Raw genomic sequence first — 24,569 nt, 5'->3', positions numbered from 1 at the left:
CGCGTGTGCCGCGGAATCCCGTCAGGGCTGGAAACGGTAGCCGATGCCGGCCTCGGTGATCAGGTGACGTGGAGTGGCCGCCTCCGGTTCCAGCTTGCGGCGGAGCTGTGCCATGTACACGCGGAGGTAGTTGGTCTCCTTCGCGTATGCCGGACCCCAGACCTCGGACAGGAGCTGCTGCTGGGTGACGAGTTTCTCCGGATTCCGGACCAGCACCTCCAGCATTTTCCATTCAGTTGGAGTGAGCCGGATGTCCTGGCCGTCGCGGGTGACACGGTGTTTTCCGAGATCCACGGTGAACGCATCCGTCATGATGGCCGCCGGCTGGTCCGTGTCCGCACTGCGGCGCAGCAGGGCGCGCAGCCGGGCGAGAAGTTCCTCCAGCCCGAACGGCTTGGTGAGGTAGTCGTCGGCCCCGGCGTCGAGGGCGTCCACCTTGTCCTGTGAACCGTGGCGTGCGGACAACACGAGAACGGGAACACGGCTCCAGGTCCGGAGCTTCCGGATCACGGCGGCCCCGTCCATGTCGGGGAGCCCAAGGTCCAGGATCACGAGGCCCGGCGGGTGCTGCTGGGCGGCGAGCAGCGCCGAGCGCCCGTCCGCCGCCGTGGCAACGTCGTAGCCGTGGGCCTGCAGGGTGATCCGCAGCGCCCTGAGCAGATAACTGTCGTCGTCGACCACCAGGACGGAGGTCATACCGCGTCCGTCCCGGAGGAGAGGATCGGCGGTGCATGGTGGCGCCCGACGACGGCCGACTGCGGCTGCAGCGGGGCCTGGACCGGCTCCGCCTGGAACGGGGCCCCGGCGGAGAGCGGGAGGCTGATCACCATGGTGAGTCCGCCGCCCGGCGTCGCCTCGGCGGTCAGCCTGCCGCCCATCGCCTCGGTGAATCCCTTGGCGACAGCGAGGCCAAGACCCACCCCGGTTGCGTGCGTGGCATCGTCGAGGCGCTGGAAGGGGCGGAACATGTCCACGACCCGATCCGCCGGTATGCCCGTGCCGTGGTCGATGATGCGCAGATCCCCGGCCGGGATGCCGTTCACGCTGGCAGCCCCGAGCCCGCCCGCGGAGCCGGTAATCACAATGTCGGATCCGGGGGCGTATTTGACGGCGTTCTCCACGATGTTCGCGATGACACGCTCGAGCATGCCCTCGTCCGCATCGACCTCTGCCATGTTGGCAGGGAGCTCAACGCGCACCCGGCCCGGAGCGATCCCGTGCAGTCCGCCGGGAATGATCTCGTACCAGCGCACCGCGCGCAACAGCGGCTTGATCGAGTCGGACGTGATCCGGGACATGTCCAGCAAGTTGCCCACCAGCACTTCCAGCCGGTCCGAGCAGTCCTCGATGGTCGCCAGCAGCTCCTGCTCCTCTTCCCGGGTGTAGCGGACGCCCTCCTGCCGCAGGGCTCCGACCGCGAGCTTGATTCCGGCCAGCGGAGTGCGGAGATCGTGGGAGACGGCGCGGAGGATCGAGGTCCGCATCGTGTTGCCTTCAGCGAGCTTGAGGACCTCGGACCGGCTGGCCTGCAGTTGCTGGCGTTCCAGCTGGGCCATCAGATGGACACCAAAGGCCCCGAGTAGCCGCCTGTCGCTGGCCGGCAGCACCCGGCCGGTCAGGACCAGGCACGTCGCGGCGTCGATCCTTTCGACGTTGTCACCGAGGATGTCCGCCATGCCGGGACCGCCCCCGGCGCCGTAACCGAGGGCCGGAACGTCGCCCGCACTGGCGATCAGCTGCCAGCCCCCGCCCGCGGCTCGAGCGCCATCACCCGCCCGGCCGCCGTCGTCGTCCGCCCGGCCCAAAAGGGCTGCGCCCCGGACCTGGAAGACTTCCAGCGCTTGTTCCAGCAAGCCGACAAGGGTGTCCTCCGAGCCGGCAGCCCCTCGCGAGAGATCCGCGAGGGTGGCGGCCTCCGCACTCGCGAGAGCCGCTTCCTTGGAACGCCGCGCGGAGAGGTCCACAACGATGGCGACCGCGGCGGACACGCCGACAAACACCAGAAGGGCCAGCGCGTTCTCCGCATCGCTGATGGTCAGGTTGCCCACCGGCGCAGTGGAGAAGTAGTTCACCAGCAGGCTGCTCCAGAGCGCCGCGAGGATCGCGGGCCACAGGCCACCGACCAGGGCCACGGCGACGGATCCGGTGAGCTGGACGAGGACGGTGGTGGCCAGGCTCTTTTCCGGGATCACGGCCAGCAGAAGCTCCAGCAGCGCAGGAAGGCAGACTGCCATCACAAACCCAGTCGCCACGCGGACACGGCCCAGGTCCCGCCGCCGTGGCACCCCCGGGCCTGTGCGCTCTGCCGGCCGGGACACGATGTGGACATCGATGGCACCGCCTCCGCGGACCACTCTGGCTCCGGTGCGCGTGCCACGGAGGCCCGCCAGCAGTCCGGACACGCTGCCGCGGCGTGGCATTCCGATGACGATCTGGGTCGCGTTGACGCTCCGGGCGAAGTCCAACAGCGCGGCGGCCGGATCGTCGCCGGCCACAACGTGGTAACTGCCGCCCAGGTCCTGGACCAGGCGGCGCTGCGACTCCAGCACCTGCGGCGGTTCCGCGGCCACCCTGTCCGCTGCACGCACGTGCACCGCCAGGAGGTCCCCGCTGTTGACCCGGTTGAGGATGCGCGCCCCGCGGCGGATCAGGATCTCGCCCTCCTGGCCGCCGGGCAACCCGACGACAATCCGCTCCCGGGCCGGCCAGCTGGTCTCGATCCCTTTTCCCGCCCGATAGCTTGCGAGCCCCTCGTCGACCCGGTCCGCCAGCCACAGCAGGGCCAGCTCACGCAGGGCCGCCTGGTTGCCCGGACGGTAGTAGCCCGCGAGCGCAGCATCGATCCTGTCAGTGGCGACGATCTTGCCGTCCGCGAGCCGCTGCCGCAGGAGCTCCGGGGCGATGTCCACCAGCTGGATCTGTCCGGCCCGCCGGGCGATCTCATCAGGCACGGTCTCCGCCGGCCGGTCCTCGGTAATGGTACTGACGACGTCGCTGAGGGATGCAAGGTTCTGGACGTCCAGTGTGGAGAGGACGTTGATGCCGGCGTCCAGCAGTTCGTCAATGTCCTGCCACCGGTGGGCATTCCGGCTCCCAGGCGGATTGGTGTGGGCATACTCATCCACCAATGCCGTGGCGGGCCCGCGGCGGATCACCGCGTCCAAATCCAGCTCTTCGAGATGGAGCGCCCGGTAAGGGACGCGCGCGGCCGGGATGAGCTCGAGCCCTGCCAGCAGGGCTCGTGTGTCGCGGCGGCCGCGGTCCCGGGCGAACGCGACGACGACGTCCTCGCCGCCATCGCGCAGCCGGTGTCCTTCCCGGAGCATCGTGTAGGTCTTGCCGACGCCGGGTGCAGACCCCAGGAAGATGCGCAGCGTTCCACGTGCCATGGAGCCATTCTTGCATTCACGTCCGCTTCCCGGAGTGCCGCGCTGCGTCAGGGATTCGTCAAGATCCCCGCCGGGGCTGGGAGGCGGCGGCCGGCCGCTGCTAGTTTCACAACTGGGAGCAGTGCGGCGCCCGCACCAGCAGACCGCGCCGTGAGGGAAGGAAGACATGACCACGCTGAGCAGGCCGCCGGCAGACCCGTCGGCTCCGCGGCCACGGGCCAGAGCGACGATGAGGAACTGGCTGTTGTTCGGGCTGCAGGACAGCAAGGGCAGCCACCAGGGCCCGGGCGGCATGCCCACGGCCCACGAGAAAAAACACTCCTGGTGGCAGGTGATGTGCCTGACCGGCGTCGATTATTTCTCCACCCTGGGCTATCAGCCGGCGATCGCCGCGCTCGCCGCGGGCGTGATCTCGCCGCTGGCGACCCTCGTGCTCGTTCTCATCACGCTGCTCGGCGCCCTGCCCGTCTACCGGCGCGTGGCAGGCGAGAGCCACCGGGGCGAGGGTTCCATCGCGATGCTCGAGCGGCTCATGCCGCGGTGGGGCGGCAAGCTGTTCGTCCTGGTCCTGCTGGGCTTCGCCGCAACGGACTTCATGATCACCATGACGCTTTCGGCTGCGGACGCCACGGCGCACCTGATCCAGAATCCGATGGCCCCGGGCTGGCTGCAGGGACAAAACGTGTTGATCACGCTCTTTCTCCTGGCGCTGCTGGGTGCTGTTTTCCTGCGGGGTTTCAAGGAAGCCATTGGAGTCGCCGTCCTCCTCGTCGCCGTCTATCTGGGACTGAACCTGGTGGTGCTGGCCGCTTCGGTCTTTGAAGTCTTCACCCACCCCATGGCTGTGGACAACTGGTGGCAGGCCATCTCCACCTCGCACGGAAACCCGCTGCTGGCTGTCGGCTTTGCCCTGCTCGTCTTCCCCAAGCTGGCACTGGGCCTGTCCGGGTTCGAGACGGGGGTGGCCGTCATGCCGCAGATCCGGGGACACGAGAGCGACACCGAGGACAATCCGGCTGGCCGCATCGCGGGCGCCCGCAGGCTCCTGACGACTGCTGCCGTGATTATGAGCAGCTTCCTGATCGTCAGCAGCTTTACGACCGTGGTGCTCATCCCGGAGCAGGAATTCCAGCCTGGCGGCCAGGCGAACGGGCGCGCGCTGGCGTTCCTGGCCCACGAATACCTCGGGGTGGGGTTCGGCACCGTCTATGACATCAGCACTATCGCGATCCTCTGGTTCGCCGGGGCCTCCGCCATGGCCGGGTTGCTGAACCTGGTGCCCCGCTACCTGCCCCGGTACGGTATGGCCCCGGGCTGGGCGCGTGCCGTCCGGCCGCTGGTGCTCGTCTTCACCCTGGTCGGCTTCCTGATCACCTGGATCTTCAACGCCGACGTCGACGCGCAGGGCGGTGCCTACGCCACCGGTGTGCTGGTGCTGATGACATCGGCGGCGGTGGCCGTGACGCTCTCGGCCCGACGTCAGCGTCAGCGCAAACGCACGCTCGGGTTCGGCGTCATCGCCGTCGTGTTCGTCTACACCACCGTGGCGAACGTCATCGAACGGCCCGAAGGCATCCGGATCGCTTCGGTCTTCATTTTGGGGATCATCGTGATTTCGCTGCTGTCGCGGGTCCGGCGCTCGTTTGAGCTGCACGCCACCCATGTCCATCTGGACCGTGCGGCGCTGGAGTTCATGTCCGATGAGCTGGAGGGGCCCATCCGGATCATCGCCCATGAGCCGCTCCGGATGAGCGCAGAGGCCTACCGGCAGAAACTGGAGTCCGCCACGGAGGTCAGCCACTTGCCGCTGGACTACCGCGCCCTTTTCCTCGAGGTGATTGTGGACGACTCCTCCGACTTTGAGACGGAGCTCGCCGTTCGCGGCATCACCAGGCACGGCTACCGGATCCTGGAAGTCCACGGACCTGTGGTTCCGAACACGATCGCCTCAGTCCTGCTGCACATCCGCGACGTGACCGGCCTGATGCCGCACATCTACTTCCGCTGGACCGAAGGGAATCCCGTCAGCAACCTCCTGCGGTTCCTGGCCTTCGGCGAGGGCGAGATCGCTCCCGTGACCCGCGAGGTGCTGCGCGAAGCCGAACCGGACGTCACCAAACGGCCCTGGGTGCACGTCGGCTGACGGCGGCCGCAGGGCAAATGGCAGCCCCAACAACAAACGCCCCCCCGAGGAAAAGCCTCGGGTGGGGCGTCTGTGGTCTTGGGGAAAGCATGGCGGCCGGCTGGCCGGTGCTGCTATCCGGAGTACTTAGAGCGGGCGGATGTTCTCGGCCTGCGGGCCCTTCGGGCCCTGGGTGACGTCGAACTCGACCTTCTGGTTCTCGTCCAGCGAGCGGTAGCCGCTGCTGGCGATCGCCGAGTAGTGGGCGAAAACGTCGGCTGACCCGTCATCCGGGGCAATGAAGCCAAAACCCTTTTCGGCGTTGAACCATTTAACTGTGCCTGTAGCCATGCCATATCCTTCTGAAATGCTGCTGATCTCCGGCGGCCCTGAGGCCAACGGCTGCGGAGACATTCGTCCGCTGTTGCCCAACCTACGGGGCCGGGGGCCGCGGTGCAAGAGGCCAACGGGGGCATTTCGTCCCGTCCCCGGACTATAGTCGGGGCAATATGACAACAATCTCGGTGGTTATCCCTACCCGGAACGACGCTGACATGCTCGCGGTCTGCCTCGCCGCACTCGCCAGGCAGACCCGTCCGGCTGATGAAATCGTCGTAATAGACAACGCCAGCACGGACAACACCGCAGAGGTCTGTGCCGCCGCGGGCGTGCGGCGGATCGCCGTCGAACTCCCGGGCATCGCCGCGTCCACGGCGTATGGCTTCGACCAGGCGCGCTTCGAGCTGATCGCCAGGCTGGACACGGACTCGGTTCCGCCCGCCGACTGGCTCGAACGGGTTGCAGCCATCCTCGAGAAGGCAGGTCCACTGTCCGCCGTGTCCGGTCCCGGCGATTTCTACGGGGAAACCCGGTTCGCCCGGTGGGTGGGCACGAGTGTTTACATTCCCGGGTATTTCTGGGCCATCGGCTGGCTGCTGGGGCATCCTCCGCTGTTCGGCTCGAATTTCGCCCTGCGCTCGGACGTGTGGGACCGCATCCGCGGCTCCATCCATCGCGGCCTTCCGCCGGTCCACGATGATCTGGACATTTCCTACCAGATCCCGCCAGAAGTGACGGTGATCGCTGACCCCTCGCTCCGGGTGCTGGTCTCAGCGCGGCCGCTGGCGACCTGGCACTCCGTCGGGAAGCGGCTGTCGATGGCGCGGACCACCTTTGCCATCGAATTTAAGGAGGAGGGCCCGTTCCGGCGGCGGCGGCGCCGGCGCCAATGGGAACGCGACCAGCCGCGTCACACAGCTCCGTAGAGCGCGATCAGGTCCCGGGTCATCTGGTGCGGCGAGGTCTCACTCGGGCTGTGCCCGCCGCGGTAGACCGCAATGCGCGCGCCGATCGACTGCGCGAAGCGGCGGTGGAGCGCCAGCGGCCAGAGGTCGTGTTCGCCGACGGCGACGAACTTCGGCAGCGACGCCGCGGCCAGTGCCGCCCGCAGATCGGGAGCGTGCTGCATCAGCCCGAAGATGTCGCTCACGGAGTTCCGGCGGGTGAACCGGAACCGGTATTTCACAAACCGTATCCGGCTGGGCGGGACGTGCACGACGTTGACGCGGATGCCCCAGATCATCAGCGCGGCGCCGACCCGCGGGCTGGCCCAGCGGCTGAACCGGCCGATGCGCTGGACGCCGCGGAAGCCCTGGCCAGGCTCGGGCGGGCAGCTGAGCAGCGTCAGGCTCCGGAACTTTTCCGGACGCCGGGAGAACGCCAGCTGGGCTACGATCGCGGCAAAGGAATACCCGACGACGTGTGCGGGCCCTTCTTCGGCGTCGAGCAAGGCGATCAGGTCGTTGGTGAACAGGTCGTAATCGTAGTGGGCGCGGGGGGGCACCAGGTTTTCGGGGCCAGCCGCGGCCGATTCGTACTGGCCGGCGATGTCGCAGCTCAGGACGTAATACCCGGCAGCGGCGAGCTCGGGAAGCATCAGGACAAAGTCTTCCTTGGATCCGGTGGCCCCGGGAACCAGGAGCACCCGCGGGTTTCCCGGGGTGCCCATGGACACGGTGGCGAGTGTTCCGCTGGGGGTATGGAAGCTGCCCCGGACAGCGCCGTCGGGGAGGGCGGCCCAGTCCACGTCGCCCAGGGCGGCATCCCGGCGGGCGGCTTCATCAACCAGCGCCGATCCGAACCCCTCAGGTTCCGGATTGTTCTGTGCGTTGCTGCCGGCAGACACCATGGACTAAACATAGCCCGGTGCGGCTGCTACTGGGGCGGATCCGGCAGGAGTGGCGGCGCTTGGCCCGCCGGGGCCTAGGCCACTTTGCGCACGAATGCATGGAGCCGGCGGTACACTTCCTGCGATTCCGGGTAGCGGAAGTCCTGCTGCCAGGTGTGTTCGGTGTTGGAACTCTCCCAGTCGTAGATGAGGCTGTCCACGGGGACGGAATGTTCGTGCAACCGGGCTATGAAGTTCATGTTGGCGGCGTAGAAGAAATCCCGTTCCGAAGTGGTGACAAAGACCGGCGGGAAGCGGGAATCCAGCCATTCGATCGGGGAAAGGAAGCCCGCACCCTTGCGGAGGGCCTCCAACTTGCCCCCGCCAAGGCCTCGGCTCCTGCCGTCGGACCGGAGGCCGGGCAGCAGCATGCGGATGAAGTTCAGGCTCAGCACGAAGCCTTTTTCGAAGAAAACGGAGAAGTCCACCACGCTGCAGTGCTGGACCAGGCCCTTGAAATCGGAGGCCGGCACAGCCGGTGTCAGGCCGTGGTGCCGCGCCAGCTCCGGCCGGAAGCTGGCAGCGGTCAGGAGTGCCGCGATCTGGCCGCCGGCGGAGTCGCCGCCGAGCACGATCCGCGATCCGTCGCCGCCATAGCCGGCGATGTTCTGCCGGACCCAGGCCAGTGCCGCGTTGGCGTCCGCCAGGACGTGGGCCATCTGGAACCGCGGTGCCTTCCGGTAGTTCACGTTGACCACCACCATGCCGCCCTCGGCCTGGCTCGCGCAGTACTTGGTCAGCGAAGCCTTGTCCCCGGATGTCCAGCCGCCGCCGTGGAAGTACACGTAAACCGGTAATCCGCCCGGCACGCCGTCGCCGGCTCCTGCGGCGGTGGCTGCTGCGGCGCCGGGCGCGGCGGTGCCGCCGGGACGGGACGGCGTAATGACGTCGAGGCGGTGCCCCCTGATGCCATCGCCCACGAAATCGATGTCATGGAAGTATTCGACGCCGGTAATCGGGTCGACGTTGAAGCGGGAGTTCTCGCTGGCCTTCACCGAGTGCATCAGCAGCCGCCAAGTCCACACCGGAACCCGCCGCAGGACGTTCCTCGCCTTGCGGGCCGGTGCGAACGTGCCGCCGGATGGTTGCGGCTGGCGCCGGGTCAGCGGAAACGACGGCTGGTGGTGCGTTGGCTGGTGGGCCGGTGTGGTCATGGTTCCATTCTATCTGGCACAACTGTGCTACAGCTGTGAGGCCAGGCTGCCCGGCCTCGAACCACGTGGCGGCTGCGGCACGGGTCGCCGGGATCAAGGCTCCTCGCGGATGGTTCCGGCAGCGCCGTCGACCGTTACCGTCTGCCCGGTCCGCAGCCGCGTCGTGGCGTCCGGGACGCCGACGACGGCCGGGATGCCGTACTCGCGGGCCACCACGGCCCCGTGGGATATCACCCCGCCCATTTCCATGACCAGGGCGCCGGCGGTCAGGAACAGCGGGGTCCAGCCGGGGTCCGTTGAGGGCGCCACCAGGATGTCGCCGGGTTCCAGGTGGGCGCCCACCGGGTCCATGATGACCCTGACCCGTCCGGTGGCAGTGCCTGCCGAGGCAGGTGTTCCGGCCAGGGCGCCGGAGACGGGCTCCTTCGCCACCATCGCGGCTTCGACGTCGGTGCCGTCGGACAGCAGCAGCCGGGGGATGCGCCGGCGTCGCAGTTCAACGTCGTACAGCCGGCGTCGGTCCGCGACGATGCCGTGCAGGTCCGCCCCGCGCAGGCCGACCCGGAGCTCGTCGAAGTCGAGGAAGAACACGTCGTCGGCGGCGGCGATGGTGCCGGCCGAGGCCATGTCCGCGCCGATCCGCAGCAGCTGCCGGTGCATTTCGCCGAGCACCAGCACAATGTAGAACTTGGGCAGTTCGCGCATTCCCGCCAGTTGCCGCACGCGGCGCAGGCTGAGTTCCAGCGCCCGGGCGCGCCAGGGGCTCCGGGTCCGCGTGCGCTCCACCAGGCTGCGGATCCTGTCCTCAGCGTGCTCGGCTGCCCGGGCAAACTGCCGGTCGGGAGCCTGCTCCGGATCCTCGACGCGGAGGTAGTTGGAGATCATGCCGAGGATGTGGTCGGGCTCCTCGGACCAGCGGGGCATGCCGAGGTCTATCTCCGCGACGGCGCGGTGGCCGTAGCGGGCGAGGAAGCCGCGCACTCCGGACTGGGCCTGCGGCGGCAGTTTGCCGTCCAGATATGCGGCGGACAACTCCTCGGGAGGCTTCGTCAGGAACTCCCCCCGCGACACCGGGTCGTCCCCGATGGACACGGCAAGCCGCCAGAGTTCCAGGTCCATTTCAGTCGTGATGTTGTGGGGGAGTCCGCGCAGGACAGCTTCCAGCTCCCGGGGCGCCGCGATGCCGCGGAGCAGCCTGCGGGCCACGGCCAGCATGACGTAGCCAAGCGAGGGGCCGGGCAGGGTGGCCTGGATCAGGCCGCCAATCGTCCGGTCCAGGATCGCCCGGGTGTAATCGAGCCGCTGGACGGCGCTGGCGGGTTCGGCGAGCGAGAGGCCGGATTCGAGCTGTTTCCCGTACTTCTTGGCCCGGCGCAGCTCGGCATTGGGACGGAATGCGGGCCGGAGCATGGCGGGAATGAGCCGCAAAAGGAGGACGAAGATGTCCGTTTGCTCCGTGTCGCCAGTGCGCCGGGGCGGTTGTGGGAGCCTGCGCCTGGCCGCGGCTTTGCGGAGGGACTCCCAGAATGAGTGCTTGATGAGGCTGAACCTGGGGTCCTCAAGCAATGCCGGCATCACGGCACCGGACCTGCCGTCCGCCAGGGGGAGCACCCGCAGCAGGTAGGCGCGTCCGGACTTGTTGCGGGCCACCGCTGTCAGGTCCACGTACATCCGCAAGCCGGGATTGACGTACCGCCAGGGCCCCTTGCTGTTCCGCATCACCTCGAGGACGGCCAGGCCCATTGGGGTGATGGGCCGGGTCAGCCCCTGGAACAGGGTTCCGCAGAGGTACACCCGGGTCGGGGCCGCAGCGCCGGCTGCGGCGTCTCCAGGCGCGGGCTCCGGCAGCGGATACAGCGTCGTGATCGGGCGTGACTGCGTCAGCCAAAGCCTGCCGCCGGAGTCGATGGCCCATTCGATGTCCTGCGGCGCCCCTAGGAGGCGCTGGACGCTGTCTCCCAGCGCCGTGAGTTCCTGCAGCCGGGCGTCGTCCAGGCCAAGGCCCAGACCAGGACTCAGACCGGGTTCCTTGCCTCCCGGCGTCCGCGACGTGACCCGGCCGGATGCTGTCTCCAGCACGAACTGGTCCGGGTTGACGGCTCCCGAGACGACGGCCTGCCCCGAGCCCGGGGCGGCGTTGATGACCGTCTCCGTCCGGGTCCCGGTGACGGGGTTGGCGGTGAACAGCACCCCCGCGGTGGCGGCGTCGGCCATGGTCTGGACGACGACGGCGAGCCCGACGTCGCGGTTGCTGATCCCGTTGGCGGACCGGTAGGCCACCGCGCGGTCGCTCCAGAGGGACGCCCAGCAGCGCCGGACCGCCTCCACGACGGCATCGGCGCCGACGACGTCGAGGTAGGAGTCCTGCTGGCCGGCGAAACTGGCGAAGGGAAGGTCCTCCGCCGTGGCCGAGGAACGGACCGCCACCGGCAGAGCTCCGCCCATTGCCTGGTAGGCGGTACGGACGTCGGCATCCACCGCGGGCGGGATCGGGGACTCCCCGATCAACGCCCGGGCCCGCCCGGCAGCAATGCCCAGGGCCGCCCTGTCTGTTACTGTCCCGGTCCCGGATCCGATCGCGTCGAGCTCGGCCGCGAGGGCATCAAGCCCGGGTGGTGCCGCCAGTTCATAGGCGAGAGTGGTCAGGCAGAACCCTGACGGGACCGGCAGCCCGGCCGCCACGAGTCTGCCAAGGTTCAGGGCCTTTCCCCCCACGAGCCGCAGCGGAGCTGCTCCGGCCCCGCCGAGGTCCAGGACGAGAGGTTCAACGGCGGAACGGTGCGCGGGCGGGGTGTCCGGGAGGGAATTCATCGCCCGCGCCTACGGAAGGTCCGCTGGACTGCCGTTGTCCTCCCACATCACGTCCAGGTTGCGGAACACCGGCGGCCCGTCGCAGAGAGCCGCCATCCGCTCAGCGAAGTCGGAGGTCTCGGGCAGTGCGGAGTTCTCCATGGCCGAATCGTAGGAATCGAATTCGACCAGGGTGAAATACGTTCCGGGGCGGTCTCGGTCCGCGGTGGCAAGGATCCGGCGGAAGGTGGGCGCTGTGGATCCTTCGGTCCGGGATGGCCGGCCCAGTGCTTCAATTTCCTCGATGCGGGAGGTCTGGAATTCGATGATCTGCACAAACCTTGCCATGACGGCTCCTCGACGGCGGCGGATGCTGATGCGCTTCACGCTAGACCCAGCGCATTTGCAGTACAAGAGCCAGAACACGGGCACGCGCACGAGCCCGTGCGGGAGACCGGGCACAAGGCGGTGCGGGGCCCGCGCACCTGCCCGCGCGCCGCCGTCGGACGCTCTCTTAGGGGGTCAGCAGGACCTTGATGGCGCGCCGTTCATCCATTGCGCGGTAGGCCTCCGGGGCTTCCTCCAGCGGCATCACAACGTCGAAGACGCGGCCCGGATTGATCGTGCCGGCGAGGACGTCAGCCAGCAGTTCCGGGATGTAGGTCCGTGCCGGGGCCATGCCGCCGCCGATGGAAATGTTCGTGTCGAAGAGGTAGCGCAGCGGGACCTCTCCGCCGCCGGTGGGAACGCCGACAAAGCCCAGAGCCCCGCCCGGACGGGTGCTGTGCAGCGCCTGTTCCATCGACTCCTTGGTCCCGACACACTCGAGGACGGAATCGGCGAGCACCCCGCCGAGTAGTTCGCGGACCTTGGCGACGCCATCGTCCCCGCGCTCCTCCACGATGTCGGTGGCCCCGAACTCGCGGGCGATCGCCTGCCGGTCGGCGTGGCGGGACATCGCGATGATCCGTTCCGCACCGAGCCGCCTGGCGGCCAGCACCCCACAGAGCCCGACGGCGCCGTCGCCCACCACCACGACGGTCCGGCCCGGGCCGGCCTTCGCGGCGAGGGCCGCGTGGTGGCCGGTCGCCATGACGTCGGAGAGTGTGAGCAGGCTTTTCCGGAGGGCATCGTCCGGTTCCGTGATCCCGGGAACCTTGACGAGGGTGGAGTCGGCGAGCGGGACGCGGACCGCCTGGCCCTGGCCGCCGTCGACGGCGTGGCCCGTGTCGTCCTTGCCTCCCCAGCCGGCCAGGTGCTCGCAGGCTACGGTGACGCCGTTGAGGCACGGGGGGCAGGCGCCGCAGCTGATCACGAACGGCGCGATCACGAGGTCTCCGACCGCCAGGCTGGTGATCCCGGAGCCGACGCTCTCCACGGTGCCGATGAACTCGTGGCCAATCGCGGTGGGCTTGTGGATGGGGCGCACGCCGCGGTACGGCCACAGGTCCGACCCGCAGACGCACGAGGCGGTGACCTTGACGACGACGTCGGTGGGCAGCTGGAGGGTGGGGTAGTCGCGGTCCTCGACCCGGATGTCACCGGGGGCGTGGATGATGGTGGCGCGCATGGAGGCTCCTCGGGTTGCGGGCTGGGCTGGGACCGAGTTTAGTCCTCTGTTGCCGGTCACCACCCTGATCTACGGTTCGGCCCTTGTGCTTGCTGCCGTCCCTGCCCTTGTATTGATCGCCAGGGGCACCCGCATGAACCCCATCAACCTGGCCGCCGCATCGCCGGCAGCTTCCTGAGAGGAATTGACATGACCTACACGCTCCCAGCCAACATCGCGGAACGGCCCGTTACCGTCATCGGCGGCGGAACCCTGGGCCGGCGCATCGCCTTGATGCTTTCGCTCCAAGGCGCCGAAGTGCGCGTCTACGACACGGACCTCGCGGTGGCCAAAGCCGCGATCGAGTACATCGCCACGCAGCGCCACCGCGCCGTGGAAGAGCTGGGCGGTAACCCGTTGGTCCGTCTTGCGGCGGGGGACAATCTCGTCGACGCCCTCCGGGATTCGTGGCTCGTGGTCGAGGCGGTTCCCGAAAAGCTCGGCCTCAAGCAGGCAATTTTTGCTGACCTTGACCAGCTGGCGGCCGCGGACGCCGTGCTGGCCAGCAACTCTTCCTCGTTCGCTTCCGCGGAATTCATTGGTGGAGTGAAGAGCCCGGAGCGTGTCCTGAACATGCACTTCTACATGCCGCCGGACGTGCGTTCGGTGGAGCTGATGTCCTGCGGCCAGACCGACCCACGGATCATCGAGCTGCTCATGGCCGAGCTGCCGAAGTACGCGCTGGTCCCGCACCGGGTGCGCAAGCAGAGCACCGGCTTCATCTTCAATCGGATCTGGGCCGCGATCAAGCGCGAATCGCTCCTGGTCGTGGCCGAGGGCGTGGCCGAACCGCGCGACGTGGACGCCTTGTTCGCAGACGTCTTCAAATCCGAAACCACTCCCTTCCGTTTCATGGACGAGGTGGGCCTGGACGTGGTCCTGGACATTGAGAACCACTATTGCGAACTGGCCGGGGTGGAGAACAAATCGGCCCCCATGCTGGAGGAATACATCGCGAACGGCTGGCTGGGCGTCAAGAGCGGACGCGGCTTCTACAACGACTACACCTGAGTCCAACGCCCTCCCACACCACTAGCAACGCGGGGTCAGATGCGGCCCATCCGGCGGGGATTATGGGCGCGATGTGACCCCGCGTTGGTTCTTGTTGGTTGTTCTAGAGGGCTTCGAGCACGCTGACGTAGTTGGCGATGCCGACCCCGCCCATGTTCTGCACCGCAGCCCGGCGCGGGTTGGCCAGCTGCATCCCGCCGGCGGTGCCGGTGAGCTGCATCGCGGCGATGACGTGCTGCGAGACGCCGGTGGCGCCCACGGGGTGGCCCTTGGCCTTGAGGCCGCCGGAGACGTTGATGGGCAGCTTGCCGTCCTTGAAGACCCAGCCTTCCTGGACAGCGCGGGCGCCCTGGCCCGGTTCGGTCAGTCCCATGGCCTCGTACATCAGCAGCTCGGCGATGGTGAAGCAGTCGTGCACCTCGGCGAAGTCCAGCTCATCGAGCCCGACGCCGGCCATCCCCAGCGCGCGCTGCCAGGAGACCCGCGTCGCGGTGAATGCGGTGGGGTCGCGGCGCGCGGCGGGGAAGAAGTCGTTGGCCTGGCCGAAACCGGCGAGCCGGACGGGGGCGGTGGCGCCGCCGGTGGGGGCGACGCTCAGCACGACGGCGGCGGCGCCGTCGGACACGGGCGAGCAGTCGGTGCGGCGCAGCGGGTCCGCCACCATCGGGTTCTTGTCCGAGACGGTCCGGCAGAACTCCTCGCCGAGGTCCTTGCGGAGCTGGGCGTAGGGGTTGTCGACGCCGTTGCGGTGGTTCTTCGCGGCGATGGTGCCCAGTACGTCCGAGACCGGTCCGTAGCGCTTCTCGTAATGCTTGGCCACCTCGGCAAACAGCCCCGTGAAGCCGGTGCTGGAGGCCTTGCCGGCCATGTCGTAGTCCGCGCCGAGCAGGGCAGCCCCGACGACGTCGGCCCCGGCCTGGGTCATCTTTTCGGCGCCGATCACGAGGACGGTCTTCGCGGTACCGGCCAGCAGCGACTTGGTGCCCTGCTGGAACGCGGCGGACCCGGAGGCGCAGGCGTTCTCGACCCGGGTGGACGGGACGTTGGCCAGCTGCTCCGAGACCTGCAGCGCCAGCGAGGACGGGAACGCCAGCGGCATCATGCCGGAATTGAACTGGCCGAGGTAGATTTCGTCAATCTGGCCCGGCTCGATCCCGGCGTTGCCGATCGCCTCCGTGGCGACCTGGACGATCAGGGATTCGAGGGTCTCGTCCGTGAGTTTGCCGAAGCGGCTGTGGCCCCAGCCGGTCAGCAGGACGTCTTTGCCGAACTGTTCGCGCAGGCTCATGCGGTGGCTCCTTCAAGGGTGGGGGTGGCGTCGAGGGACGGGGCGACGTCGAAGCGGGCTTCGGTTTTCCCGCGGAGTTCCTCCACGGTGACGCCGGGGGCGAGGCGGGTCAGCGTGAGCTGACGGGCGCCGCCTGTTTCTTGTTCATGCTTCACCAGGTCAAATACCGCGAGGTCGCTGATGATGCGGTCAACACAGCTCAGGCCGGTGAGCGGCAGGGTGCATTCCGTGACGATCTTGGGAGTGCCGTCCTTGGCGTTGTGCTCGGTGAGGACCACGACGCGCGGGGTGCCGGCGACGAGGTCCATGGCGCCGCCCATGCCCTTGACCATTTTGCCGGGGATGGTCCAGTTGGCGAGGTCCCCGTTCCCGGAGACCTGCATGGCGCCCAGGATGGCGACCTTGACGTGGCCGCCGCGGATCATGCCGAAAGAGGCGGCGGAGTCGAAGATGCTGCCGCCGGGGAGGACCGTGACGGTCTGCTTGCCGGCGTTGATAAGGTCGGCGTCCTCCTCGCCCTCGTAGGGGAACGGCCCCATGCCGAGCAAGCCGTTCTCGCTCTGCAGGACGACGCGGACGCCGTCGCGCAGGTTGTTGGCGACCAGCGTGGGGATGCCGATGCCAAGGTTGACGTAGTCGCCGTCGTTGAGTTCTTCGGCCGCGATGGCGGCCATTTCATTCCGGGTCCAAGCCATGATGTGTCTCCTGAAGAAAGTAGGGGCGGCGCTCAGGCCGGAACGGGTGCGGTTTCTGCGGCGGCTTCGGTGGCTTCGGCGCGGGGGCGGACCGTCCGCTGCTCGATGTCCTTGACCCGGGCGCGGGCCTGCACGAGGCGCTGGACGAAGACGCCGGGGGTGACGATGTGGTGCGGGTCCAGCTGGCCCGGCTCCACGATCACTTCGGCTTCGGCCACCGTCACGGCGCCGGCCGTTGCCACGACGGGGTTGAAGTTCTGGGCGGTGTAACGGTAGATCAGGTTGCCGTCGGTATCGGCGGTGTGTGCGTGCACCAGGGCGACGTCGGCCTTAATGGCGCGCTCCTGGACGAAAGTCTCGCCGTCGAACTCGGCCAGCGGCTTGCCTTCGGCGACAAGGGTCCCGACCCCGGTCTTGGTGTAGAACGCCGGGATGCCGGCGCCGCCGGCGCGGAGGCGCTCGGCGAGGGTGCCCTGCGGGGTGAACTCCACCTCCAGCTTGCCGGCCAGGTACTGCTCGGCAAAGAGCTTGTTCTCGCCCACATAGGAGGCGATGACCTTGCGGACCTGTCCGGCTTCGATCAGGATGCCGAGGCCCTTGCCATCCACGCCCATGTTGTTGGACACCACGGTGAGGTCTTTGACGCCGGAATCGCGCACCGCCTCGATCAGGTCAGCCGGGATGCCGCTGAGGCCAAAGCCCCCGACGGCGAGCGTCATGCCGTCCCGCAGTACGTCCTGCAGCGCGGCGGCCGCTCCGGATTTCAACTTTGACATCGGATCTCCTCATTGAGCTCTTGACGCAATCCACTTTGTGGACTGTTCCTCTGCTGATGGAGCTTACGGTGCCGAAATGCGGGCTGTCAATGGATGATTTTGGCCTCAACTGTGCCGTTTTTACAGTGTGGACGGTAGGCTGATGAGTGTCCACAATATGGATGGTTTGGGTGGATCTTACGCAAAGTGGAGGGATATATGACTTCAACACCGGTCCAGGGAGCGCAGGTCGTCAGCCGCGTCGCGTCCCTGCTGCGCATTGTGGGACGGAAGCCGGAAGGCTCCCCGCTGGTGGAACTCGTCAGGGAGTCCGGGCTCACCCGTCCCACCGTGCACCGGCTGCTTTCCTCGCTGGCCTCCGAGGGCCTGCTGGACCAGGACCCGCAGAGCGGCAACTGGGTGCTGGGCCCGGAGATCCTGCTGATGGGCTCCGTGGCCTCGGCCCGCTTTCCGCTCGAGGACATCGCCCGGCCCAGCCTCCGCCGGCTCGCCGAGGAGACCGGCGAAAGCGCCTTCTTCTCCATTCGCCGCGGCGCCGAGACGGTGTGCCTGTTGCGGGAGGAGGGCAGCTTCCCGGTGCGGTCCTTCGTGCTGCACGAGGGGGTCCGCTTCCCGCTCGGGGTCGCGTCCGCCGGCACCGCCATCATGGCGTTCCTGCCTGAGGCGGAGCAGGAGGAACTGCTCGCCGGCTGGGCCGCGCATGCGCGCGATTTCGCGGCCGCGCACACCGAGGCCCTGGTCCGGGAGAACCTGGCGAAGACGCGGCAGGCGGGCTACTCGGTCAATCCCGGGCTGGTTCTGGAGGGCAGCTGGGGGATGGGCGCGGCGGTCTTTGACCAACGCGGCCGGCCCGCCTGGGCGTTGTCGCTGACCGGAATTGAGCCGCGCTTCAAGGGGGAACGGCAGGAGCTGCTGGGCCGCCTCCTGATGGAAGAGGCCCACCGGATCTCCACCCTGCTGCAGGGAACTGCTGGCGCCGTTTAGCGGGCGCCGTTTAGCGGGCGCCGCTTCGCGGGCGGCGGGCAGCCTGGCGCCGGCTACTTCCACCAGGTGTCGAAGATGGTGACGGGGACGGTGCGCTTGTGCCGGGTGCGGAGGTATTTCTGTTCGATCAGCTCGGCTGCGGCCACGGGGATGTCGTGGCCTTCGAGGTAGTCATCGATTGTGTCGTAGCTCAGGCCCAGTTCGTCCTCGTCGGTGCGGCCGGGCTGGCCGTCGAGGAGGTCGGCCGTGGGGACTTTTTCCCAGATCCGGGCCGGGGCGCCGAGTTCGGCGAGCAGGGCACGGTTCTGGCGCTTGTCGAGTCCGAACAGCGGAAGGATGTCGGCCCCGCCGTCGCCGTACTTGGTGAAGAATCCGGTGACTGATTCCGCGCCGTGGTCCGTTCCGATGACGAGGTAGTTGTGCTCGCCGGCGAGGGCGTACTGGGCGATCATGCGGGTGCGGGCCTTGGTGTTGCCTTTGTGGAAGTCGGAGATCCCGTTGCCGACGGTCTTCTCGAATTCGTCCTCGAAGCCGTCCACTGCGGCGGAGATGTTGAACGTCCACTCGGTCTTGGCCCGGATGAAGTCCAGGGCGGCCTGGGCGTCGTCCTCGTCGTGCTGCACGCCGTAGGGCAGCCGGACGGCGACGAAGTTTGCGTCCACACCGTCGGCTGCCAGCTCTTCGACGGCAAGCTGGGCAAGCCGACCCGCGAGGGAGGAGTCCAGCCCGCCGGAAATCCCCAGGACGAAACCCTTGGTGTGGGTCGCCTTGAGGTAGTCCTTGAGGAATGTGACGCGTTTGCGCACCTCCCCGGCGGGCTCGATCCGGGGCTGCACGCCCATTTCTTCAATGATTTTCGCCTGGAGTTCGCGCATGCTTCACAGCCTAGTCAGCAGTGTCAACCGGGCTCAACTGTGTCTGACGGCCTGACGCTGCGGATCTCGGCCCGCGCGGCGCAGGAATGCCTCTCGCTGCGCGAATACCCGCGCGCAGGGTATTTGGCGCGGCGTGCGCCTGGAACCGCGGCGTGCGCCAAAGCCGCTCGCACGCACGGGTTCAGCCGGAGCCGCCGCCCGAGGCGCCGCACGCCCGAAGCCGCCGCGGAATCGGCCCGCCGTTACACCAGTGGGGCCGGCCCGGTGGAGCCGCGGACGGTGAGATGCGTGGGCATCACGGACCGGCTGCGGGCGCCCCCGCCGGCCAACGGGTTCAGCTGGGCCAGCAGCATGGACACGGCCACCCGGCCTGCCTGCTCGATCGGGGATGCCATGGTGGTCAGCGGGGGGTTGCAGAAGTCGGCGCCAGATCCAGGGCAAGTCGGAGTTCCAGGGCACGTTCAACGAAAACGTGTTCTGCGATTCCTTCGATACCAGGCTCTGACGCGGCGGTTCCTGACGGACGCTGCGCAAAACACCCGACGCTGCGGAATTCCCGTAGCGTCGGGTCTTCTGCGCCGCGCGGGCCTGAATCCGCCGCGAAATCCTCTCCCGCGGCACCCCGGGCAGGCGTAGCGTATGGCCATGGAGAAGACCGGATGCGTGGTGGTCGGCGGCGGGCCGGCCGGGATGATGCTGGGACTGCTGCTGGCCCGGGCAGGGGTGGACGTGACGGTGCTGGAGAAGCACGCCGACTTTTTCCGGGACTTCCGCGGCGACACCGTCCACGCCTCGACCATCCGGCTGATCGATGAGCTGGGCCTCGGTGGGGAATTCCGCCGGCTGCCGCAAAGCCGGCTCAGCAACGTCGCCTTCCCGGTGCCGGGCGGGCCGCCGGTGACGGTGGGCAACTTCGATTCGCTGCCGCCGCCCTACAACTACGTTGCCATGATGCCGCAATGGGACTTCCTGAACTTCCTTGCCGACGCCGCCGCCGGGGAACCGTCATTTACCCTGCGGATGAATCATGCGGCCACCGCTCTGGTCCGCAACGGCGGCCGGGTGACCGGCGTCCGCTACCGGACCGCGGCGGGTGCCGACGGCGAGCTCCGGGCGGATCTCGTGGTTGCGACGGACGGCCGGCATTCCACCCTGCGCGCCGCGGCCGGGCTGGCCCCGAAGGACTACCCGGTGCCGTTCGACGCCTGGTGGTTCCGCCTGCCGCGCCACGCCTCCGAGCCGGGCGCCGTGGCGGGAATCGTTCCCGCGTTCGGCCGGGGTGAGGCCCTGGTGGCACTCAACCGCACCGACTATTACCAGATGGGGTACCTCGCACCGAAGGGCACGGACGCACGGATCCGGGCCGAGGGCGTCGAGGGCTTCCGGCGCCGGATCGCGGCGCTCCGCCCGGACCTCGCCGACCGGGTGGACGCCATCGCTTCGCTGGAGGAGCTGCACTGGCTGGACGTGCGGCTGGACCGGCTCCGCCAATGGCACATCAACGGGTTGCTCTGCATCGGCGATGCCGCGCACGCCATGTCCCCTGCCGGCGGTGTCGGGATCAACCTCGCCATCCAGGATGCCGTGGCCGCCGCGGATGTCCTGGCCCCGGCTCTGCTCCGCGGACGGGTGCCACGCACCGAACTGGCCAAGGTCCAACGAAGGCGGCAGAGGCCCACGGTGATCGTCCAGACCGTGCAGCGGATCATGCACCGCCTGGTGTTCAGGCCGATCATGACCGGGCAGCGGTCCGGGGCGCCCGCAGTCCTGCTGTTCCTGGGCCGGCGCATCCCGGCCATCGGCAGGGTGATGCCGCGCTTCATCGCGTTCGGGCCGCGGCCGGAGCACGCGCCCGCCTTCGCGCGGCGGGCCCCGCAGCGCTCATAGGCCGGGCGCACCCGCGCACAGCCAGCCTCCCCGCGCACAGCTGCGGCGCCGCACGCTCTCCGTCGGGCGGCCGGGCACCGTGTGCTCAGCCGTGGGCTGCCAGGTAGCTGATCAGCCCTTTCACCGTGGCCACCGCGGGGTAGTCCCGCTCCGGGATGTCGACGCCGGTGGCCATGTCGATCGTTTCGACCAGCCGGAGGAAATCCAGCGAATCGAGTTCGAGGTCCTGCCGCAGCCGGGCGTCCTCGTCCACCTCGGCCAGGTCCACGTCCGGTGCCACCTTGCCGATCGCAGCCTCCACGGCCGCCCGCGCATCCTGTTCGTTCATGGTTCTTCCCGTTTCACGTTCCCATCACGTTCCCACCCGGTTCACAGTTCTTCCGGCTTCTGCAGCAACTCGTCGATCCGGGTCAGGTAGCGGCCGCCGCGCAGCCCGTCGCTGACCCGGTGGTCTGCGGAGAGGGTGGCGATCACGGCGGGACGGACGCCCAGCATCCCGTTCTGCGCCCACGGCTGTTCCATCACCCGGCCGAAGCCGACCATCGCGACCTGCGGGGGATAGATGACGCCAAAGACACTCTCCACGCCCAGGTCTCCGAGATTGGTCACTGTGATGGTGGGGTCCGCCATTTCGGCGCGCTGCAGCCGCCCGGCCCGGGCACGGCTGACGAGGTCACGGAGCTGCTCCATCAGCACGTCCACGGCCAGGGTGTCCGCGTCATGGATGGCGGGGGCCACGAGGCCGCCCTGGCGCAGGGCGACGGCGACGCCGAGGTGGACTGACGCGCTGGGCCGGAAGCCGCCGTCGTCGTCGTAAAAGCCGTTGACCTCCGGCACTTCCTTGGCTGCAAGCGCCGCGGCCTTGAGCAGGAGTGCGGAAGGCACCAGCCGGGAGGCCACCGGCCGCTGCGCATTGACGGACTGCATCCAGTCGACGGCGGCACGCAGGTCCAGCGTGGTGCTGAGGTAGTAGTGCGGGATGGTCTTTTTCGAGCGTGACATCAGGGTGCCGATGGCGCGGCGCAGGCTGGCGACGCGCTCTCTTGCTTCCGCGGTCTTCCCCGCGGCCGGAACCGCCGGAGCCGTTTCTTCCCTCAGGGGCGCCGGTGCTTCCCGCCGGGCCGCCGGTTCTGCCGGCGCCGTCCGCTCGGCACCGGCCTCCGGAGCGGTTTCTTCCGCCGGGACGCCGGCGACGGGCACCGCAGCTTCCGGGGGGCGTGCGGCCGCGGCGTGCTGCACGTCCGCCACGGTGACGGCGCCCTCCGGGCCGGTGCCGCTGACAGCGGAAAGATCGACGCCGAGCTCGGCGGCGAGCCTCCGCGCCCGGGGGGAGGAGCGCACCCGTCCGGCGGACGGGGTGGCGGCCACGGCATGCTCCACATCTGCGCGTGTGATGGCGCCGCCCTTGCCGGTGCCGTGGATCCTGGCGGTATCGACGCCCAGCCGGTGTGCCAGGTGCCGCACCGGAGGGGCGATTGGTGGGGCCTCCTTGGCGGCGGCCGCCGCGGCGGGACCCGTCGTGGTGGCCCCTGCCGTCCCGGCCTTGGGGAGCGGGGGCGCCGGCGCCTCATGGCGCGGAGCGCCGACCTCGGCCGGGGTCTGGGTGATCCGGGCCAGCGGGGTCCCGATCGGCACCGTTTCGCCGACGTCCACAAGCAGTTCGGCGACCACGCCCTCCTGGAAGGACTCCACGTCCATGACGGTCTTGTCCGTATCCACCACCGCCACGAGGTCGCCGCGGTGGACGTAGTCGCCGGGCTTGACCAGCCATTCGACGATCTTTCCGTGTTCCATGTCCGCCCCGAGGGAGGGCATCAGGAAGTCACCCACCGGCGCTGACCGCCTGCCTGGCCGCCGCGATGATCCGGTCCACCGATGGCAGCGCCGCGAGTTCCAGGTGCTTGGCGTAGGGGATCGGCACTTCGGCGCTGCAGACCCGGCCCACCGGGGCATCCAGGTCATAGAACGCGTTCTCGGTGATCCGGGCGCTGATTTCGGCGGAGATGCTTCCGCTGCGCCACCCTTCGTCCACGACGACGGCGCGGTGGGTCCTGCGGACGGAGGCGAGGATGGCGGCCTCGTCGAGGGGACGGAGGGTGCGCAGGTCCAGCACCTCGGCGTCGATGCCCTCGGCCGCGAGCTGCTCCGCGGCGTCGAGCACGGCGGGAAGCGTTCCGCCGTAGGTGATCAGGGTGATGTCGGCTCCGGTCCGCCGGATCGCGGCGGTGTCAATGTCCACCGGGCCGGCATCGTCGTCGAGCTCCCCGGTCACGTTGTAGAGCGAGCCGTGTTCGAAGATCAGCACCGGATCCGGATCCTCCAGCGCCGTCCACAGCATGCCGCGGGCGTCGGCCAGCGTGGCGGGGGCGAGGATGCGCAGGCCGGGGATGTGGGCGAACCATCCCTCCAGGCTGTGCGAGTGCTGTGCGCCGAGCTGGCGCCCGGCGCCCGTGGTCATCCGGATCACGATCGGGACATTGAATTGTCCGCCGGACATGTGCAGCAGGCTCGCCGCGTTGTTTACGATCTGGTCCAGGGCCAGCAGGCTGAAATTGACGGTCATGATCTCCACGATGGGGCGCATTCCGGCCAGGGCCGCACCGATTCCGGCACCCACGAAACCGGACTCCGAGAGTGGAGTGTCGCGGATGCGTTCCGGGCCGAACTCCTCCAGCAGCCCCAGGCTCACAGCGAAGGACCCGCCGTAGGAGCCCACATCCTCGCCCATCAGGAAGACCCGTTCGTCGCGGAGCATGGCGTCGCGGATCCCGGCACGGAGCGCCTCGCGGTAGCTGGATTTCATGGCCCGCTCCGCCCGCTCCCAGCGCCTGTTCCGGTGTTCCCGGCGCGCTCGCTGTAGACGAAACGGGTGAGGTCCTCCAGCGGTTCGGGCGTCCCGGCCTCGGCGAAGTCGACGGCGGCGGCTACCTCGGCGTCGGCGTCGGACTGCAGTTGTTCCCACTCCTGGGCGGTGAGCTGGCCGGCGGCCTCCATCGCGGCGCGCAGCAGGTTGATGGGGTCACGCTCGAGCCAGCGGGCGACTTCGGCTTTGTCACGGTACCGTTCCGGGTCGAACATCGAATGGGCCCGGAAACGGTAGGTGCGCAGCTCCAGGAAATGCGGTCCGCCGCCGGCACGGACTGCCTCGACGGCATGGCGGGCGGCGTCTTCGACTGCGACGACGTCCATGCCGTCCACGGCCCACGCCGCGATCTCGTAACTCGCGGCCTTGAGTGCGATGTCCGTCTGGGATTCCGAGCGGCCCAGCGCGGTCCCCATGGCGTAAAGGTTGTTTTCGCAGCAGAACAGCACGGGCAGCTGCCAGAGTGCGGCGAGATTGAGGCTCTCGTGGAATTCACCCTCCGCGACGGCGCCCTCGCCGAAGAAGCACACGGTGACGCGGGAGCGGCCGGACATCTTGTCCGCGAGAGCCATGCCGACGGCGAGCGGCAGGCCACCGGCAACGATCGCGTTGCCCCCGTAGAAGCGGGTGGCGGCGTCGAACAGATGCATGGAACCGCCCCGGCCCCGGCAGCAGCCCTCGACGTGGCCGTACATTTCGGCCAGGATCGCCCCGGCGGCAACCCCGCGGAGCAGGGCGTGGCCGTGTTCCCGGTAGGTGGCCAGGACGGCGTCCTCCGGAGCGAGGGTTTCCAGGACGCCGGCCGCCACCGCTTCCTCACCGATGTAGACGTGCAGGAAGCCGCGGATCTTGGCGGCGCTATACAGCTCGACGCACTTTTCCTCCAGCCGCCGGACGCG

The 24,569-nt window shown here is 68.7% G+C and carries 22 protein-coding genes and 1 pseudogene; 6 read left to right on the top strand and 17 right to left on the bottom strand.

Going from position 1 to position 24,569, the window contains the following annotated elements; genetic code table 11:
- Window positions 1-21: 21 nt before the first annotated feature.
- Together BJQ90_RS06410 and BJQ90_RS06405 are read right to left on the bottom strand one after the other, a co-directional pair.
- A complete protein-coding gene (locus tag BJQ90_RS06410) occupies window positions 22-696 on the bottom strand; it encodes a response regulator (protein WP_226759468.1) in 675 nt (224 codons plus the stop codon).
- Window positions 693-3,389 carry an ATP-binding protein gene (locus BJQ90_RS06405; RefSeq protein WP_226759467.1) on the bottom strand — a complete coding sequence of 899 codons (2,697 nt, stop codon included), beginning with the start codon at window positions 3,387-3,389 and terminating at the stop codon, window positions 693-695. Before BJQ90_RS06405 ends, BJQ90_RS06410 begins: the two co-directional genes overlap by 4 nt.
- A 166-nt stretch (window positions 3,390-3,555) precedes the next feature.
- On the opposite strand from BJQ90_RS06405, the gene BJQ90_RS06400 reads away from it, so the two are divergent.
- Complete coding sequence (locus BJQ90_RS06400; protein WP_226759466.1) at window positions 3,556-5,532, top strand: amino acid transporter; 1,977 nt, start codon at window positions 3,556-3,558, stop codon at window positions 5,530-5,532.
- A 126-nt stretch (window positions 5,533-5,658) separates the two neighbouring features.
- On the opposite strand, the gene BJQ90_RS06395 is transcribed toward BJQ90_RS06400, so the two are convergent.
- Complete coding sequence (locus tag BJQ90_RS06395) at window positions 5,659-5,862, bottom strand: cold-shock protein (RefSeq protein WP_013599688.1); 204 nt, start codon at window positions 5,860-5,862, stop codon at window positions 5,659-5,661.
- Between the two features lie 158 nt (window positions 5,863-6,020).
- Here BJQ90_RS06395 and BJQ90_RS06390 point away from each other — a divergent pair, with 158 nt between their 5' ends.
- The gene (locus tag BJQ90_RS06390) at window positions 6,021-6,776 is read left to right on the top strand and encodes a glycosyltransferase family 2 protein (protein WP_226759465.1); all 756 of its coding nucleotides are present in this window, start codon (window positions 6,021-6,023) and stop codon (window positions 6,774-6,776) included.
- Here BJQ90_RS06390 and BJQ90_RS06385 read toward each other — a convergent pair.
- The 5 genes from BJQ90_RS06385 to BJQ90_RS06365 all read right to left on the bottom strand — a co-directional run bounded on the left by BJQ90_RS06385 (window position 6,761) and on the right by BJQ90_RS06365 (window position 13,252).
- Window positions 6,761-7,699, bottom strand: a complete 939-nt coding sequence (locus tag BJQ90_RS06385) for an alpha/beta fold hydrolase (RefSeq protein ID WP_226759464.1) — start codon at window positions 7,697-7,699, stop codon at window positions 6,761-6,763. The genes BJQ90_RS06390 and BJQ90_RS06385 overlap by 16 nt on opposite strands.
- Window positions 7,700-7,773: 74 nt before the next feature.
- The gene (locus BJQ90_RS06380; protein WP_226759463.1) at window positions 7,774-8,892 is read right to left on the bottom strand and encodes an alpha/beta hydrolase; all 1,119 of its coding nucleotides are present in this window, start codon (window positions 8,890-8,892) and stop codon (window positions 7,774-7,776) included.
- Between the two features lie 93 nt (window positions 8,893-8,985).
- Window positions 8,986-11,703 (bottom strand): PEP/pyruvate-binding domain-containing protein, encoded by a 2,718-nt coding sequence (locus tag BJQ90_RS06375; RefSeq protein WP_226759462.1) that lies wholly within the window; start codon window positions 11,701-11,703, stop codon window positions 8,986-8,988.
- A 9-nt stretch (window positions 11,704-11,712) separates the two neighbouring features.
- On the bottom strand, window positions 11,713-12,030 hold the full coding sequence (locus BJQ90_RS06370) for a hypothetical protein (RefSeq protein WP_226759461.1): 318 nt from the start codon (window positions 12,028-12,030) through the stop codon (window positions 11,713-11,715).
- 166 nt (window positions 12,031-12,196) lie between these two features.
- Window positions 12,197-13,252: a zinc-dependent alcohol dehydrogenase family protein gene (locus BJQ90_RS06365; RefSeq protein ID WP_226759460.1), complete on the bottom strand. Its 1,056-nt coding sequence runs from the start codon at window positions 13,250-13,252 to the stop codon at window positions 12,197-12,199.
- Between the two features lie 49 nt (window positions 13,253-13,301).
- Here BJQ90_RS06365 and BJQ90_RS22445 point away from each other — a divergent pair, with 49 nt between their 5' ends.
- Together BJQ90_RS22445 and BJQ90_RS06360 are read left to right on the top strand one after the other, a co-directional pair.
- Window positions 13,302-13,430: a hypothetical protein gene (locus tag BJQ90_RS22445; RefSeq protein ID WP_264197014.1), complete on the top strand. Its 129-nt coding sequence runs from the start codon at window positions 13,302-13,304 to the stop codon at window positions 13,428-13,430.
- Window positions 13,431-13,441: 11 nt separating this feature from the next.
- Window positions 13,442-14,302 carry a 3-hydroxyacyl-CoA dehydrogenase family protein gene (locus tag BJQ90_RS06360; RefSeq protein ID WP_226759459.1) on the top strand — a complete coding sequence of 287 codons (861 nt, stop codon included), beginning with the start codon at window positions 13,442-13,444 and terminating at the stop codon, window positions 14,300-14,302.
- 103 nt (window positions 14,303-14,405) lie between these two features.
- On the opposite strand, the gene BJQ90_RS06355 is transcribed toward BJQ90_RS06360, so the two are convergent.
- From BJQ90_RS06355 to BJQ90_RS06345, 3 genes are read right to left on the bottom strand one after another with little or no spacing between them, the layout of a single operon-like run.
- Window positions 14,406-15,590: an acetyl-CoA acetyltransferase gene (locus BJQ90_RS06355; RefSeq protein ID WP_226759458.1), complete on the bottom strand. Its 1,185-nt coding sequence runs from the start codon at window positions 15,588-15,590 to the stop codon at window positions 14,406-14,408.
- Window positions 15,587-16,285 carry a CoA transferase subunit B gene (locus tag BJQ90_RS06350; protein WP_226759457.1) on the bottom strand — a complete coding sequence of 233 codons (699 nt, stop codon included), beginning with the start codon at window positions 16,283-16,285 and terminating at the stop codon, window positions 15,587-15,589. Before BJQ90_RS06350 ends, BJQ90_RS06355 begins: the two co-directional genes overlap by 4 nt.
- Before the next feature lie 32 nt (window positions 16,286-16,317).
- Window positions 16,318-17,061, bottom strand: a complete 744-nt coding sequence (locus BJQ90_RS06345; RefSeq protein WP_226759456.1) for a CoA transferase subunit A — start codon at window positions 17,059-17,061, stop codon at window positions 16,318-16,320.
- 198 nt (window positions 17,062-17,259) lie between these two features.
- Here BJQ90_RS06345 and BJQ90_RS06340 point away from each other — a divergent pair, with 198 nt between their 5' ends.
- Entirely contained in the window at window positions 17,260-18,045 is a 786-nt protein-coding gene (locus BJQ90_RS06340; protein WP_226759455.1) for an IclR family transcriptional regulator, read from the top strand.
- 53 nt (window positions 18,046-18,098) lie between these two features.
- Here BJQ90_RS06340 and nadE read toward each other — a convergent pair whose 3' ends face one another.
- Together nadE and BJQ90_RS06330 are read right to left on the bottom strand one after the other, a co-directional pair.
- Complete coding sequence (gene nadE / locus BJQ90_RS06335; RefSeq protein WP_226759454.1) at window positions 18,099-18,920, bottom strand: ammonia-dependent NAD(+) synthetase; 822 nt, start codon at window positions 18,918-18,920, stop codon at window positions 18,099-18,101.
- Window positions 18,921-19,162: 242 nt separating this feature from the next.
- A pseudogene (locus BJQ90_RS06330) lies at window positions 19,163-19,348 on the bottom strand (substrate-binding domain-containing protein); the annotation flags it as partial.
- A gap of 217 nt (window positions 19,349-19,565) precedes the next feature.
- Here BJQ90_RS06330 and BJQ90_RS06325 point away from each other — a divergent pair.
- On the top strand, window positions 19,566-20,807 hold the full coding sequence (locus BJQ90_RS06325) for an FAD-dependent oxidoreductase (RefSeq protein ID WP_226759453.1): 1,242 nt from the start codon (window positions 19,566-19,568) through the stop codon (window positions 20,805-20,807).
- Between the two features lie 85 nt (window positions 20,808-20,892).
- On the opposite strand, the gene BJQ90_RS06320 is transcribed toward BJQ90_RS06325, so the two are convergent.
- From BJQ90_RS06320 to pdhA, 4 genes are all read right to left on the bottom strand, one after another.
- Window positions 20,893-21,135: an acyl carrier protein gene (locus BJQ90_RS06320; RefSeq protein ID WP_226759452.1), complete on the bottom strand. Its 243-nt coding sequence runs from the start codon at window positions 21,133-21,135 to the stop codon at window positions 20,893-20,895.
- A gap of 41 nt (window positions 21,136-21,176) precedes the next feature.
- A complete protein-coding gene (locus tag BJQ90_RS06315; protein ID WP_226759451.1) occupies window positions 21,177-22,637 on the bottom strand; it encodes a 2-oxo acid dehydrogenase subunit E2 in 1,461 nt (486 codons plus the stop codon).
- Window positions 22,630-23,610, bottom strand: a complete 981-nt coding sequence (locus BJQ90_RS06310; protein ID WP_226759450.1) for an alpha-ketoacid dehydrogenase subunit beta — start codon at window positions 23,608-23,610, stop codon at window positions 22,630-22,632. Before BJQ90_RS06310 ends, BJQ90_RS06315 begins: the two co-directional genes overlap by 8 nt.
- Window positions 23,607-24,569 (bottom strand): pyruvate dehydrogenase (acetyl-transferring) E1 component subunit alpha (pdhA, locus tag BJQ90_RS06305; protein ID WP_226759449.1); only part of this gene is annotated, 963 nt, incomplete at its 5' end. The genes pdhA and BJQ90_RS06310, both read right to left, overlap by 4 nt.

The sequence above is a fragment of the Arthrobacter sp. SO3 genome (genome assembly GCF_020532825.1).
Taxonomy (GTDB): Bacteria; Actinomycetota; Actinomycetes; order Actinomycetales; family Micrococcaceae; genus Arthrobacter.
Note: the sequence above shows the minus strand (reverse complement) of the source record. Positions and strands in the feature narration are given on the sequence as shown.